Origin of the sequence: Streptomyces pratensis (assembly GCF_016804005.1) — a bacterium.
Lineage (GTDB): Bacteria > Actinomycetota > Actinomycetes > Streptomycetales > Streptomycetaceae > Streptomyces > Streptomyces pratensis_A.
In genome coordinates this window covers 5,525,751-5,539,322 of record NZ_CP051486.1, presented here as the reverse complement: position 1 = coordinate 5,539,322, position 13,572 = coordinate 5,525,751, and the positions used below count along the sequence as shown (strand labels likewise).

Sequence of the window (13,572 nt, the reverse complement as noted above, 5' to 3'; positions counted from 1 at the left end):
GCCCCGTCTCACTGGGCGCCGGGCCGCACCAGTCCGCTCTCGTACGCGTAGACGGCCGCCTGCACGCGGTCGCGCAGGCCCAGCTTCGTCAGCACGTGGCCCACGTGCGTCTTGACCGTCGTCTCGCTCACGAACAGGTCGGCCGCGATCTCCGCGTTGGACAGGCCGCGCGCCACCAGCTTCAGCACCTCCAGCTCGCGCTCGGTGAGTGTGTGAAGGGCGTCCGGGACGGGGTCCTCGCCCGAGGGCAGGTGGTCCGCGTACTTGTCGAGCAGCCTGCGGGTGATGCTCGGCGCCAGCATCGCCTCTCCCGCGGCCACCACCCGGATGGCCTGTACCAGTTCGTTGGCCGGGGCGTCCTTCAGCAGGAAGCCGCTCGCGCCGGCGCGCAGGGCCTCCACCACGTACTCGTCGAGATCGAACGTCGTCAGCACCAGGACCTTCGCCGGGCCGTCCCGTCCGGGGCCCGTGATCTGGCGGGTCGCCTCGACCCCGTCCATCCGAGGCATCCGGATGTCCATGAGCACGACGTCGGGCTGCAGCGCCCGCACCTGGTCGATGGCCTGCAGGCCGTCGCCGGCCTCACCGACCACCGCGAGATCGCCCTCCGCCTCCAGGATCATCCGGAAACCGGTGCGCAGCAGTGGTTGGTCATCGACGAGCAGGACGCGGATAGCCACGTAATCTCCTTAAGGGCCTTCGAGGGCCACGGGCCGGCCGGCCTCGGACCGGACCGGCTCCATTCTGCCCTGGACACCCTCCACGGATTCAGCCGGGCGCACGGACAGCGGATAGACCGGGGGAGTCCCGCCGAATTCAGGACAGACCGACCGGTGGTCGCACCAGCCGCAGAGCTTCGTCGGCCTGGGCCGCCACTCGCCCGTCTCGGTGGCCAGCCGGATTGCCTCCCACAGCGCCAGCAGCTTGCGTTCGACCCGCTCGAGGTCGGCCGGAACCGGGTCGTACGTCAGCACGTCACCGCTGCCGAGATAGACCAGCTGGAGCCGGCGCGGCACCACGTTCTTCAGGCGCCACACGACCAGGGCGTAGAACTTCATCTGGAACAGGGCACCCTCCGCGTATTCCGGCCGCGGCGCCTTGCCCGTCTTGTAGTCCACGATGCGGACCTCGCCCGTCGGGGCGACGTCGACGCGGTCGATCACGCCGCGCAGCCGCAGCCCCGAATCCAGCTCCGTCTCGACGAACAGCTCCCGCTCGGCCGGCTCCAGACGGGTCGGGTCCTCCAGCGAGAACCACCGCTCCACGAGCCTCTCGGCCTCGCCCAGCCACCCCGCGAGCCGCTCCCCCTCGGGGTCCCCCTGGAACAGCTCCGACAGCTCGGGCTTCGACTCCAGCAGCCGGTCCCACTGACCGGGGATCAGGGCCTTGGCCCTCGGCGCCGTACGGTCCACGGCGGGGGCGTCGAACAGGCGCTCCAGCACCGCATGCACCAGCGTGCCACGGGTAGCAGCCTCACTGGGCTTCTCGGGCAGCTTGTCGATGACCCGGAAGCGGTACAGCAGGGGGCACTGCATGAAATCGCTCGCGCGCGAAGGCGACAGGGACGAGGGTGGCTGAGGCGGGCGCGGTACGGACGTCATGTCGCAGACCCTACGGCCCGCCACCGACACCCAGCGGCATACCATCGACGACAGAGCTCGCGCACAGCATGATCGTGGCAGAGGCCACCGACCGAAGGGACCCCGTGGACGAGAGCGGCGACAGCGGGCGCCCGCAGCCCGGCGCAGGGGGCACGGACCCCGGCACCGGACCGGGCAAGGGCAAACCGCGACGCCCGGCAGACCCGGGCGGCGGCCTCCTCATGGGCCGCCCCTTCGGAGTGCCGGTGTACGTGGCACCCAGCTGGTTCGTCGTCGCGGCTCTGATCACCTGGGTCTTCGGCGGCCAGCTCGACCGGGTCCTCCCGGAGCTCGGCGGTGCCCGCTATCTGGTCGCGCTCTTCTTCGCGATCGCCTTCTACGCGTCCGTGCTCGTGCACGAGCTCGCCCACACCGTCGCCGCCCTGCGCTACAAGCTGCCGGTGCGCCGCATCCAGCTCCAGTTCTTCGGCGGCGTCTCCGAGATCGAGAAGGAATCGGAGACCCCCGGCCGCGAGTTCGTCCTCGCCTTCGTGGGACCCCTGCTCTCCCTCGTGCTCGGCGGTCTCTTCTACATCCCGCTCCAGTTCGTCGAGCCGGGTACCGTCCCCGGCGTCCTCCTCGCCGGCCTGATGATCTCCAACCTCATCGTGGCCGCCTTCAACCTGCTGCCCGGCCTGCCGCTGGACGGCGGACGCATGCTCCGGGCCGTGGTCTGGAAGATCACCGGCAAGCCGATGAGCGGCACCGTCGCCGCCGCCTGGGTCGGCCGGGGCCTGGCCATCACCGTCTTCGTCGGCCTCCCGCTGCTCACGCACACGGGCGCCCTCGGAAGCGCCACCGGTGAGATCAGCGGCTTCGAGACCGTCACCGACGCCCTCCTCGCGGCGATCCTCGCGGCGATCATCTGGACCGGGGCGGGCAACAGCCTGCGGACGGCCCGGCTCCGTGAACACCTCCCCGAACTGCGTGCCCGCACCCTCACCAGGCGTGCCGTGCCCGTCGAGGCGGCCACCCCGCTCTCCGAGGCGCTGCGCCGGGCCAACGAGGCGGGGGCCCGCGCCCTCGTCGTCGTCGACGGCCAGGGCAGCCCGAAGGCGGTCGTCCGGGAGGCGGCCATCGTCGGAGTTCCCGAGCACCGCCGCCCCTGGGTGGCCGTCAGCGGCCTGGCCCAGGACCTCACCGACGGCATGAAGGTTTCGGCCGAGCTGGCGGGCGAGGCCCTCCTGGACCGGCTCAAGGCGACCCCGGCCACCGAGTACCTGGTGGTCGAGGACACCGGTGAGATCTACGGCGTCCTCTCCACCGCCGACGTCGAGCGCGCCTTCATCAAGGCCATGGCCCGCCCCGGGGCCTGACACCCCGCGAAGCGGCCCACGAAATACCGGTAGGCTGGTCACATGTCCGAACCGACCGGTGCCGCCCGCCGTCGCGGCCCATTCAAAGTCGGGGACCAGGTCCAGCTCACCGACCCCAAGGGACGCCACTACACCTTCACGCTCGAAGCCGGAAAGAACTTCCACACCCACAAGGGTTCTTTCCCGCACGACGAGCTGATCGGTGCTCCCGAGGGCAGTGTTGTCCGTACCACGGGAAACGTCGCCTACCTCGCGCTGCGCCCCCTGCTCCCCGACTACGTCCTGTCCATGCCCCGCGGTGCAGCCGTGGTCTACCCCAAGGACGCGGGGCAGATCCTGGCCTTCGCCGACATCTTCCCCGGCGCACGCGTCGTGGAAGCGGGAGTCGGCTCCGGAGCGCTCAGCACCTTCCTGCTGCGCGCCATCGGCGAGCAGGGCATGCTGCACTCCTACGAGCGCCGCGAGGACTTCGCCGAGATCGCCAAGCAGAACGTCGAGCGCTACTTCGGCTCGCCGCACCCCGCCTGGGAACTCACCGTCGGCGACCTCCAGGACAACCTCTCGGACACCGACGTCGACCGTGTCGTCCTCGACATGCTCGCCCCGTGGGAGTGCCTCGAGGCCGTGTCCAAGGCCCTGGTGCCCGGCGGCATCCTCTGCGCGTACGTCGCGACCACGACCCAGCTCTCGCGGACCGTCGAGTCCATCCGTGAGATCGGCTGCTTCGCCGAACCGCAGCCCTGGGAGTCGATGATCCGCAACTGGCACGTGGAAGGCCTGGCCGTCCGGCCCGACCACCGGATGATCGGCCACACCGGCTTCCTCGTCACCGCCCGTCGTCTCGCGGACGGCGTCGAGCCGCCGCTGCGTCGTCGCCGCCCGTCCAAGGGCGCCTACGGTGAGGACTACGACGGTCCCGGCAGCCGGAGCGGCTCCGCCGCCCGCGACTGACCCCGTACAACGCACCGGCGCCGTCGCCGAGTTCCCGGACCGACCCGGGAGCCCGGCGGCGGCGCCTTTCGTACGGCCGCGACGACCCCGCCGTTCCCCTCGGGTGTGAGGTGTGGCACGATGCTGGCCACCCCCCCCCCGCCCGCCGACATCCGTTCGGCACCGCCTATCCAGGCCTCCAGGAACCACAGGAGACAGACCGCGTGCAGACCTCCGCGCTCCCGGACCTCGCGCACACCGACGCCAAGCCGGTGCACTGGCTGGCCACGGCGACGGCCATGGCCGCGGTCGTCGCGGCCGCGGGCCTTCTCCAGCCCGAAGCGGCCACCGCCACGGCCGAGGCATCGGAGCACCGGGTCACCACGCAGCACGGCAGCGCGCCCGCCGCGACGGCGCCCGACCCGGCCGGCGTCGCCTTCCCGCTCGACTGCGGCGCCGCCGGGCAGACCGTCGCCGACAGCGCACCCGGCGATCTCGACGGGGACGGCGGGTCCGAGACGGTTGCCGTCGTCCGCTGCGCGGCGGGGTCCGGCACCCCGCCCAGCGGCATCTACGTCGTGACACAGCGGAACGGGGCCGCACCCCGGGTCGTGGCGACCCTGGTGGACCCCGCTCGGAAACTCAACGTCACCGACCTCACCGTCCGTGACGGCCGGATCTCGGCGACCCTGCTCGGCTACTCCTCGGCCGACGTACCCCGCTGCTGCCCCGACGAGGTGGAGAGCGCAACCTGGCAGTGGAAGGGCAACGCGTTCATCAAGTCCGCCGAGCCCGCCGGAAGCGCCGCGCGGGACGTCTGAGCCGTCAATCCGCGTCCGGTCCGAAGACTTCCACGTTGTCCGAAACGCGACGTACATGAATACAGTCGCCCGGACACTCCTTGGCCGAGTCCACCACGTCCTGGAGGAGGGGCAGCGGCACCGGCGTGGTGGCGCCCTTGTCCTGGAGCAGCTCGTCCTCCGCGCTCTTCACGTACGCCAGACCGTCGATGTCCAGCTCGAACACCTCGGGTGCGTACTGCACGCAGATGCCGTCGCCCGTACAGAGGTCCTGGTCGATCCAGACCTCGAGGTCCTGTGTGTCACTGTCGCCCGGAGCGTCCTGCTGCACGGTCATGAGTCCTGCCGTTCCCTGCGTATCTGCACCAATTGAAGCCAGCCCTGACGGGTGTTGAACGCTTCGACGATACAACCGCCTGCTTTCCGGTGCCGAAGGGTGGGTATTCCCTTGGCGTGAGGGAGAGCGCAAGGGTGAAGATAGGACACACTCCCGGGTCTTTGTGATCTAGGGGTTTCAATCACCACCCACCCAGGTAGGGTCAGGAAGCGTCCAGCTCCCCTTGGAGGAGGTGAGGACCGTGGCAGCCCACGACGACGACATCAACCGCGGCATCCGGCCCGGGCGGGGGTCAGAAGACCCAGCCGGCCAGGTTGCCTATCTCGAGCAGGAAATCGCCGTCCTGCGACGTAAGCTCGCCGACTCTCCGCGTCATACGAGGATTCTCGAAGAGCGGATCGTCGAGTTGCAGACCAACCTGGCAGGCGTGTCCGCGCAGAACGAGCGGCTCGCCAACACACTCCGCGAGGCCCGCGACCAGATCGTGGCCCTCAAGGAGGAGGTCGACCGGCTCGCGCAGCCGCCGGCCGGCTTCGGTGTCTTCCTGCAGGCCAACGAGGACGACACCTGTGACATCTTCACCGGGGGCCGCAAGCTCCGGGTGAACGTCAGCCCCAGCGTCGAGCTCGAAGGCCTCCGGCGAGGCCAGGAAGTCATGCTCAACGAAGCGCTCAACGTGGTCGAGGCCATGGAATTCGAGCGGGCCGGGGACATCGTCACCCTCAAGGAGATCCTTGAGGACGGCGAACGCGCCCTGGTCGTCGGGCACACCGACGAGGAACGGGTGGTGAGGCTCGCCGAGCCCCTGCTGGACATCACCATCCGCCCCGGCGACGCCCTGCTGCTCGAACCCAGGTCCGGCTACGTCTACGAAGTGGTCCCGAAGAGCGAGGTCGAGGAGCTCGTTCTCGAAGAGGTCCCGGACATCGACTACAACAAGATCGGCGGCCTGGGCGACCAGATCGAACTGATCCGCGACGCGGTCGAGCTCCCGTACCTTCACCCGGACCTCTTCAAGGAGCACGAACTGCGCCCGCCGAAGGGCATCCTGCTCTACGGCCCTCCAGGCTGCGGCAAGACGCTCATCGCCAAGGCCGTCGCCAACTCGCTGGCCAAGAAGGTCGCCGAGGTCACCGGACAGCCCGCGGGGAAGAGCTACTTCCTCAACATCAAGGGCCCCGAGCTCCTCAACAAGTACGTCGGTGAGACCGAGCGGCACATCCGCCTCGTCTTCCAGCGTGCCCGGGAGAAGGCGAGCGAGGGCACCCCCGTCATCGTCTTCTTCGACGAGATGGAATCCCTCTTCCGCACCCGTGGTTCCGGTGTCAGCTCGGACGTGGAGAACACCATCGTCCCCCAGCTGCTCGCCGAGATCGACGGTGTGGAGGGTCTGGAGAACGTCATCGTCATCGGAGCCTCCAACCGTGAGGACATGATCGACCCCGCGATCCTGCGGCCCGGCCGTCTCGACGTGAAGATCAAGATCGAGCGTCCGGACGCGGAGGCGGCGAAGGACATCTTCGCTAAGTACCTCACGCCTTCGCTGCCGCTGCACTCGGACGATCTTGCCGAGCACACCGGCTCGAAGGAGGCCGCGGCCCACGCGATGATCCAGTCGGTCGTGGAGCGGATGTACACGGAATCCGAGGAGAACCGCTTCCTCGAGGTCACCTACGCGAACGGCGACAAGGAAGTCCTCTACTTCAAGGACTTCAACTCCGGAGCGATGATTCAGAACATCGTGGACCGGGCAAAGAAAATGGCCATCAAGGCATTCCTCGAGCAGGGCCAGAAGGGCCTGCGCGTCTCCCATCTCCTCCAGGCGTGCGTGGACGAGTTCAAGGAGAACGAGGACTTGCCCAACACGACCAACCCGGACGACTGGGCCAGGATTTCCGGAAAGAAGGGCGAGCGGATCGTGTTCATCCGCACACTCGTCACCGGAAAGCAGGGCGCAGACACCGGTCGTTCCATCGACACGGTGGCAAATACCGGACAGTACCTGTAAAACGCAGACCGGCTGCGGATGCCCGGCAGGGTATCCGCAGCCGGCCGTTTTCCCGGCGGCTCCGGCCACACCCGAACAATGACGCAATTGATCTCCCCACCGGCGCAGAGGCGCTCTAGGCTCTGTCGTACCGCCGAGTCGCGCAGTGCGGGGACGGGCACCGCGGACCAGCAGCGGTACTTGAGCGCCGCTCCCGGACGGGGGCGGCGCCGGGCAAGGAGGGCCGCATGACCGTACGGCGAGTGATGGGCATCGAGACGGAGTACGGGATCTCCGTCCCCGGTCAACCCAACGCCAATGCCATGCTCACCTCGTCCCAGATCGTCAACGCCTACGCGGCGGCGATGCACCGGGCGCGCCGTGCCCGCTGGGACTTCGAGGAGGAGAATCCGCTGCGCGACGCGCGAGGCTTCGACCTCGCCCGTGAGACCGCGGACTCCAGCCAGCTCACCGACGAGGACATCGGCCTGGCCAATGTCATCCTCACCAACGGTGCACGGCTGTACGTCGACCACGCGCACCCCGAATACAGCTCACCGGAGATCACGAATCCGCTCGACGCGGTGCTCTGGGACAAGGCCGGCGAACGCGTGATGGCGGAGGCGGCCGAACGGGCCGCCGCGATCCCCGGCGCCCAGCCGATCCATCTCTACAAGAACAACACCGACAACAAGGGCGCCTCCTACGGCACGCACGAGAACTACCTGATGAAGAGGGAGACCCCCTTCTCGGACATCGTGCGCCATCTGACCCCGTTCTTCGTCTCCCGCCAGGTCGTCACCGGCGCCGGACGGGTCGGCATCGGCCAGGACGGCCACGAGCACGGATTCCAGATCAGCCAGCGCGCCGACTACTTCGAGGTCGAGGTCGGCCTCGAGACCACGCTCAAGCGCCCCATCATCAACACCCGCGACGAACCGCACTCCGACGCCGAGAAGTACCGCAGGCTGCACGTGATCATCGGCGACGCGAACCTCTCCGAGATCTCGACCTATCTGAAGCTCGGCACCACCTCGCTGGTCCTCGCCATGATCGAGGACGGCTTCATCAACGTCGACCTGGCGGTCGACCAGCCGGTCCGCACGCTGCACCAGGTCTCGCACGACCCGACGCTGAAACAGCTGGTCACGCTCCGCAGCGGCCGGACACTCACCGCGGTACAGCTCCAGATGGAGTACTTCGAGCTGGGCCGCAAGTACGTCGAGGAGCGGTACGGGGCCGACGCCGACGAGCAGACCAAGGACGTCCTGGCCCGCTGGGAGGACACCCTGAACCGCCTGGAGAACGACCCGATGAGCCTCTCCGGCGAGCTGGACTGGATCGCCAAGCGGGAGCTCATGGAGGGCTACCGGCGCAGGGACGGCCTGGACTGGGACGCCCCGCGCCTGCACCTGGTGGACCTCCAGTACGCCGACGTGAGGGCGGAGAAGGGCCTGTACAACCGTCTGGCCGCCCGGGGGAAGATGAAGCGGCTGCTCGACGAGGGCGACGTCGAGCGGGCCCGCACGAAGCCTCCCGAGGACACCAGGGCCTATTTCCGGGGGCGCTGCCTGGAGCAGTACGCGGACGACGTCGCAGCCGCCTCCTGGGACTCGGTCATCTTCGACCTGCCCGACCGTGACTCGCTGCAACGGGTGCCCACCATGGAACCGTTGCGGGGTACACGTAGTCACGTCGAGGAGCTCCTGGACCGCTGCCGCACAGCGGAAGAGCTGGTCCGGACGCTGACGGGGGGCTGAAAGGCCCTCCGGCTGGGAATCAATCAGATGACCTCCGGACGTTGAGGAAAGTACCGGGCCAATGTCGGACCCCGTATGTAGGGTCTGATCAAGTGCTTCGAACCGAGCGGGGTGAGCTACATGGCGACCAAGGACACCGGCGGCGGACAGCAGAAGGCGACACGTTCCACCGAGGAGACCGAGGAGCAGGCGCAGGACGCGCAGGCGTCCGAGGACCTCAAGGAGCGGCAGGAGAAGCTCAGCGACGACGTCGACGACGTCCTCGACGAGATCGACGACGTACTCGAGTCCAATGCCGAGGATTTCGTTCGATCGTTCGTCCAAAAGGGCGGCGAGTAACAGCCGGAGATCCGGCCCGGAACGCCCGTCGACGAGCTCGCGCCGTCGGCACGGCGCCTTCCGTGGGATGCCCCGCCCACTCAGGGGCATCCCACGGAAGCGCGCTTCCCCACCCGGGATCATGTTGATCACCGTCACCGGGCGGGTAGGGTCCGTGGCGTAGTGCTTCAACTGCAATCCGGCCATCGGCAAGTTGGGGGACGATCCTGACTCCTTGCGCAGGGCCATCGCATACCTGGAGGGAAACGCGTGGAAGCCAACACTCGTAGCACCGGGCGTCTACCAGCTGCTTTCCTGACGCCGGGTTCGTCCTCGTTCATGGACTTCCTGTCCGACCACTCACCCGAGATCCTTCCCGGCAACCGCAGTCTGCCGCCGCTGCAGGGCGCCATCGAGGCGCCGCACGGTACGACCATCGTCGCGGCCTCGTTCCCCGGCGGAGTGGTGCTCGCCGGTGACCGGCGGGCGACCATGGGGAACATGATCGCCCAGCGCGACATCGAGAAGGTGTTCCCCGCCGACGAGTACTCGGCGGTGGGCATCGCGGGCACGGCGGGTCTCGCCGTGGAGATGGTCAAGCTGTTCCAGCTGGAGCTCGAACACTTCGAGAAGGTCGAGGGCGCCACGCTCTCCCTGGAGGGCAAGGCCAACCGTCTGTCGACGATGATCCGCAGCAATCTGGCGATGGCCATGCAGGGGCTGGCGGTCGTCCCGCTCTTCGCCGGGTACGACGTCGACCGCGAGAAGGGCCGGATCTTCTCGTACGACGTCACCGGCGGGCGTTCCGAGGAGCACGGCTACGCGGCCACCGGCTCCGGTTCCGTCTTCGCGCGGGGTTCGATGAAGAAGCTGTACCGCGACGACCTGACGGAGGAGCAGACACTCACGCTGGTCGTGCAGGCGCTGTACGACGCGGCCGACGACGACTCGGCGACCGGCGGCCCGGACGTGGCCCGCCGGATCTATCCGATCGTCACCGTCATCACGGACGAGGGCTTCCGCAAGCTGAACGACACGGAATCCTCGGAGATCGCGCGCGCGATCCTGGAGCGCCGGCTCGAGCAGCCCGACGGCCCGCGTGCCGCGCTGCTCTGACCGGCCCGATGCTTCTCCGATGCACTCGTCACTGACAGAAAGGGACGGATAGCCGGTGTCGACGCCGTTCTATGTCTCACCTCAGCAGGCCATGGCCGACCGGGCGGAATACGCCCGGAAGGGCATCGCCCGTGGTCGCAGCCTGGTTGTGCTGCAGTACGCCGACGGCATTGTGTTCGTCGGCGAGAACCCGTCCCGCGCGCTGCACAAGTTCAGCGAGATCTACGACCGGATCGGCTTCGCCGCCGCCGGCAAGTACAACGAGTACGAGAACCTCCGCATCGGTGGGGTCCGCTACGCGGACCTGCGGGGGTACACCTACGACCGCGACGACGTGACGGCCCGTGGGCTGGCCAACGTCTACGCCCAGACGCTCGGCACCATCTTCTCCAGCGCGGCCGAGAAGCCCTACGAGGTGGAGCTCGTGGTCGCCGAGGTGGGCGCCGGACCCGAGGGCGACCAGATCTACCGGCTTCCGCACGACGGCTCGATCGTGGACGAGCACGGCTCGGTCGCGGTCGGCGGGAACGCCGAGCAGATCAGCAGCTTCCTGGACCAGCGCCACCGCGACGGGATGTCGCTCGCCGAGGCGCTGAAGCTGGCCGTGCAGGCCTTGTCCCGCGAGGCCAACGGCAACGAGCGGGAGATTCCCGCCGAGCGGCTGGAGGTCGCGGTCCTGGACCGCACGAGGCCGCAGCAGCGCAAGTTCAAGCGGATCGTCGGCCGTCAGCTGACCAGGCTGCTCGACGCCGACGGCGCGGGGGCGACCCCGACCGACGCTCCGTCCGACACGGAGGAGCCCGAAGGCGGCAGCACTCCGGCCGCCGGTACCGACACCCCCGCGAAGGACACGGACGGCCCCGCCGAGGGCACGGACGGCGCCACGAAGGAGTAGACGGTTCCCGCAGAGGTCCGACGCTGCCCCCGGCCACGCGGCCGGGGGCACCGTCATGCGCGGGGCGGGGGAGCGGTGGAGCCGCGTGTCACCAGCCGGACCGGGAGGTCGTGGTGCCCCGCGGGACGGCCCGCCAGGACGTCCAGCAGAGCCGTCATGCCGCGCTCGCCCACCTGTTCGGCCGGGAGGCGCACCGTGGTGAGCTCAGGCTCCACCGCCGTGGCGAGTGCCAGGTCGTCGAAACCGGTCACGGAGATGTCGTCGGGCACCCGCAGCCCCCGTCTGCGCACCGCCTTGCAGGCTCCGGCGGCCAGGACGTCGTCGTCACAGACGATGGCCGTGGGCAGCGGGCCCGGGGAGGCCAGAACCGCCTCGGCGGCCTCGCGCCCGGCCCGTACGTCCAGCGGAGCGGTCACGGTACGCAGGGCGGTGCCGGGGACCTCCCGCACGGCCTCGCGCAGCGCCCGGGCGCGTACCGCGAAGGTCCAGGTGTCCACGGCGGAGGCGAGGTGCACGATGCGGCGGTGGCCGAGGCCCAGCAGATGCCCCGTCACCTGACGCATGCCGTCCGCGATGTTGAGGTTCACGCGCGCCGCGGCCCCGTGGTCCGCGGGGTCGCTGTCCAGCATCACCAGCGGGAGGTCCTCTCCCCGCAGCGCCCCCAGGGCGTCCGCCGCCATCGACGAGGCGATCACCCCGTCGAGCGCCGCGCGCGCCGAGGCGAACGGGTCCCTGGCGGGCCCGGTGCCGTCGGGTGACGGGTAGAGGACCACGCCGAAGTCGTGCTCGGCGGCGACGGCTGCCGCGCCTGTGTGGACCCGGGCGAAGAATTCGTTGGTCAGCGCGGGGACGACGAGCAGAGCCGTGCGGGTGCGGCCCAGCCGGAGGCTGCGGGCGGCGAAATTCGGCCGGTAACCGAGGTCCCGCGCGCTGCCACGGACCCGCTCGGCGGTCGCCGCCGACACCCTGCCCCGCCATTTGTCACCGAGTACGAGCGAGACCGTGGCCTGCGACACGCCCGCGGCCCGTGCCACGTCACGGCTGGTGGGCCGGGGTGGGGCGGGCTGCTGCGGGCTGCTCACTCGTGCCTCCGTGCTGCGACGGTCGGATGCGGTGGGATGGACTCCCGGGCTGCCCACATGGTACGTATGAACGCCGAAGTTATACGTAAAACCCCGAGGCTGTGGCACCGTCGGGGGAGAGGGGCGGACATGGCCGCGGGATATCTGGACATCCTCCGGACGCGGCATGCCGCCCGGCTGCTGGCGGGAACGCTGGTGGGACGGCTGCCGAACGGCACCGCCCACATCGCGATCGTCCTGTTCACCCGTGCGGAGGGCGGCAGCTACACATTGGCCGGCGCCCTCGCGGCGGCGTACGGCCTGGCCACGGCGGTGGGACAGCCCCTGCTCGGCCGGGCGGTCGACCTGTACGGCCAGCCGCGAGTACAGCTCCCCGCGGCCGTGGTCTCGGCTCTCGGCATGGCCGCGCTCGCCCTGGCGGGCCTCGGCTCGCTCCCCGTCGCGTACGCGGCTGTCGTCGTGGCGGGCGTCTTCACGCCCCCGCTGGAGGGCGGCCTGCGCGCCCTGTGGCCGACGGTCCTCGGCCGTGAGGACCGCGTGCACCGGGCGTACGCCATGGACGCGGTGGCCCAGGAGATCATGTTCACCGTCGGCCCCCTCCTCGTGACGGTCCTGGTGTCGCTCTGGTCGCCGGCCGCCGCGCTGCTGGTCATCAACGCCATCGGGGTGCTGGGAGCGCTGTCCGTCGTCCTGTCCGAGCCCTCCAGGGCGTGGCGCTCGGCGCCCCGCGAGGCGCACTGGCTGGGTGCCCTGCGCTCCCCGGGGCTGCTCGCCCTGCTGGGCGCCTTCTTCTTCGTCGGCGTCGCGCTCGGCTCGATCACGGTGGCGGGTGTCGCGTACGCCGACGACCACGGCCGGGAGTCCGTGTACGGCTGGCTGATGGCCGCGCTCGGTCTCGGCGCGCTGATCGGCGGAGCGGTCTACGGGGCGCGGCAGTGGGCCGGGGCCCCCGAGCGCAGGCTGCGGGTCGTCGTCGCGCTGCTGGCACTCGGCTACCTGCCGTTGATGCTGACGCCCGGTGTGCCCGCCATGACCGCTCTGGCGGCACTCGCCGGGGTGTTCCTGGCCCCGGCCATCGCCTGCTCGTTCATCGTCGTGGACCGGCACGCGCCGCAGGGCACCGTCACCGAGGCGTTCTCCTGGCTCGTGACGACCTTCGGCGTCGGCGCGGCCGCCGGAACGGCGGTGGCGGGCCCGGCCGTCGAGCTCGGCGGGACGGCGTGGAGTTTCGCCGTCGCGGGGGCCGGTGGAGTGGCGGCGCTGCTGGTTCTGCTGGCCACCGGAAGGGTCCTCGCAGATCCCGGGCGTACGCCCGCAGTCGTGGCCGGTTCGGAAAATGATCGAAACGGTGCTGCCGAACCCGGTTTCAGCTCAGGCCATAAGGCGTAATG

The 13,572-nt window shown here is 69.7% G+C and carries 13 protein-coding genes and 1 pseudogene; 10 read left to right on the top strand and 4 right to left on the bottom strand.

Annotated elements, in window-relative coordinates; translation table 11 throughout:
* Positions 1-8: 8 nt before the first annotated feature.
* Positions 9-680, bottom strand: coding sequence for a response regulator (locus HED23_RS22700; protein WP_203185219.1), 672 nt, complete (start codon positions 678-680; stop codon positions 9-11).
* 9 nt (positions 681-689) lie between these two features.
* A complete protein-coding gene (locus tag HED23_RS22695) occupies positions 690-1,535 on the bottom strand; it encodes a RecB family exonuclease (RefSeq protein WP_238442305.1) in 846 nt (281 codons plus the stop codon).
* A 170-nt stretch (positions 1,536-1,705) separates the two neighbouring features.
* Here HED23_RS22695 and HED23_RS22690 point away from each other — a divergent pair, with 170 nt between their 5' ends.
* The 3 genes from HED23_RS22690 to HED23_RS22680 all read left to right on the top strand — a co-directional run bounded on the left by HED23_RS22690 (position 1,706) and on the right by HED23_RS22680 (position 4,707).
* A complete protein-coding gene (locus HED23_RS22690; protein ID WP_203187599.1) occupies positions 1,706-2,956 on the top strand; it encodes a site-2 protease family protein in 1,251 nt (416 codons plus the stop codon).
* Positions 2,957-2,998: 42 nt separating this feature from the next.
* Positions 2,999-3,907 carry a tRNA (adenine-N1)-methyltransferase gene (locus HED23_RS22685; protein ID WP_203185217.1) on the top strand — a complete coding sequence of 303 codons (909 nt, stop codon included), beginning with the start codon at positions 2,999-3,001 and terminating at the stop codon, positions 3,905-3,907.
* A gap of 203 nt (positions 3,908-4,110) precedes the next feature.
* Positions 4,111-4,707 carry a hypothetical protein gene (locus HED23_RS22680; protein ID WP_203185216.1) on the top strand — a complete coding sequence of 199 codons (597 nt, stop codon included), beginning with the start codon at positions 4,111-4,113 and terminating at the stop codon, positions 4,705-4,707.
* A gap of 4 nt (positions 4,708-4,711) precedes the next feature.
* On the opposite strand, the gene HED23_RS22675 is transcribed toward HED23_RS22680, so the two are convergent.
* The gene (locus HED23_RS22675) at positions 4,712-5,023 is read right to left on the bottom strand and encodes a ferredoxin (RefSeq protein WP_019993877.1); all 312 of its coding nucleotides are present in this window, start codon (positions 5,021-5,023) and stop codon (positions 4,712-4,714) included.
* A 241-nt stretch (positions 5,024-5,264) separates the two neighbouring features.
* Between HED23_RS22675 and arc the strand changes: the two genes are divergently transcribed.
* The 6 genes and pseudogenes from arc (at position 5,265) to prcA (ending at position 11,099) form a co-directional block, all read left to right on the top strand.
* Positions 5,265-7,031, top strand: a complete 1,767-nt coding sequence (arc, locus tag HED23_RS22670) for a proteasome ATPase (RefSeq protein WP_033304549.1) — start codon at positions 5,265-5,267, stop codon at positions 7,029-7,031.
* A 227-nt stretch (positions 7,032-7,258) separates the two neighbouring features.
* A complete protein-coding gene (dop, locus tag HED23_RS22665) occupies positions 7,259-8,770 on the top strand; it encodes a depupylase/deamidase Dop (RefSeq protein WP_203185215.1) in 1,512 nt (503 codons plus the stop codon).
* A gap of 120 nt (positions 8,771-8,890) precedes the next feature.
* Positions 8,891-9,109 (top strand): ubiquitin-like protein Pup, encoded by a 219-nt coding sequence (locus HED23_RS22660; RefSeq protein WP_203185214.1) that lies wholly within the window; start codon positions 8,891-8,893, stop codon positions 9,107-9,109.
* Between the two features lie 120 nt (positions 9,110-9,229).
* Positions 9,230-9,407: pseudogene (locus tag HED23_RS35405) on the top strand (endonuclease domain-containing protein); the annotation flags it as partial.
* A complete protein-coding gene (gene prcB / locus HED23_RS22655; protein WP_203185213.1) occupies positions 9,359-10,204 on the top strand; it encodes a proteasome subunit beta in 846 nt (281 codons plus the stop codon). The pseudogene HED23_RS35405 and the gene prcB, both read left to right, overlap by 49 nt.
* Before the next feature lie 55 nt (positions 10,205-10,259).
* Positions 10,260-11,099: a proteasome subunit alpha gene (gene prcA / locus HED23_RS22650; protein WP_203185212.1), complete on the top strand. Its 840-nt coding sequence runs from the start codon at positions 10,260-10,262 to the stop codon at positions 11,097-11,099.
* Positions 11,100-11,152: 53 nt separating this feature from the next.
* Here the strand turns inward: prcA and HED23_RS22645 are convergent, their stop codons facing one another.
* Positions 11,153-12,181, bottom strand: coding sequence for a LacI family DNA-binding transcriptional regulator (locus HED23_RS22645; RefSeq protein ID WP_203185211.1), 1,029 nt, complete (start codon positions 12,179-12,181; stop codon positions 11,153-11,155).
* A 129-nt stretch (positions 12,182-12,310) separates the two neighbouring features.
* Here HED23_RS22645 and HED23_RS22640 point away from each other — a divergent pair, with 129 nt between their 5' ends.
* Positions 12,311-13,570 (top strand): MFS transporter, encoded by a 1,260-nt coding sequence (locus HED23_RS22640; protein ID WP_203185210.1) that lies wholly within the window; start codon positions 12,311-12,313, stop codon positions 13,568-13,570.
* The last annotated feature ends 2 nt before the right edge of the window (positions 13,571-13,572 follow it).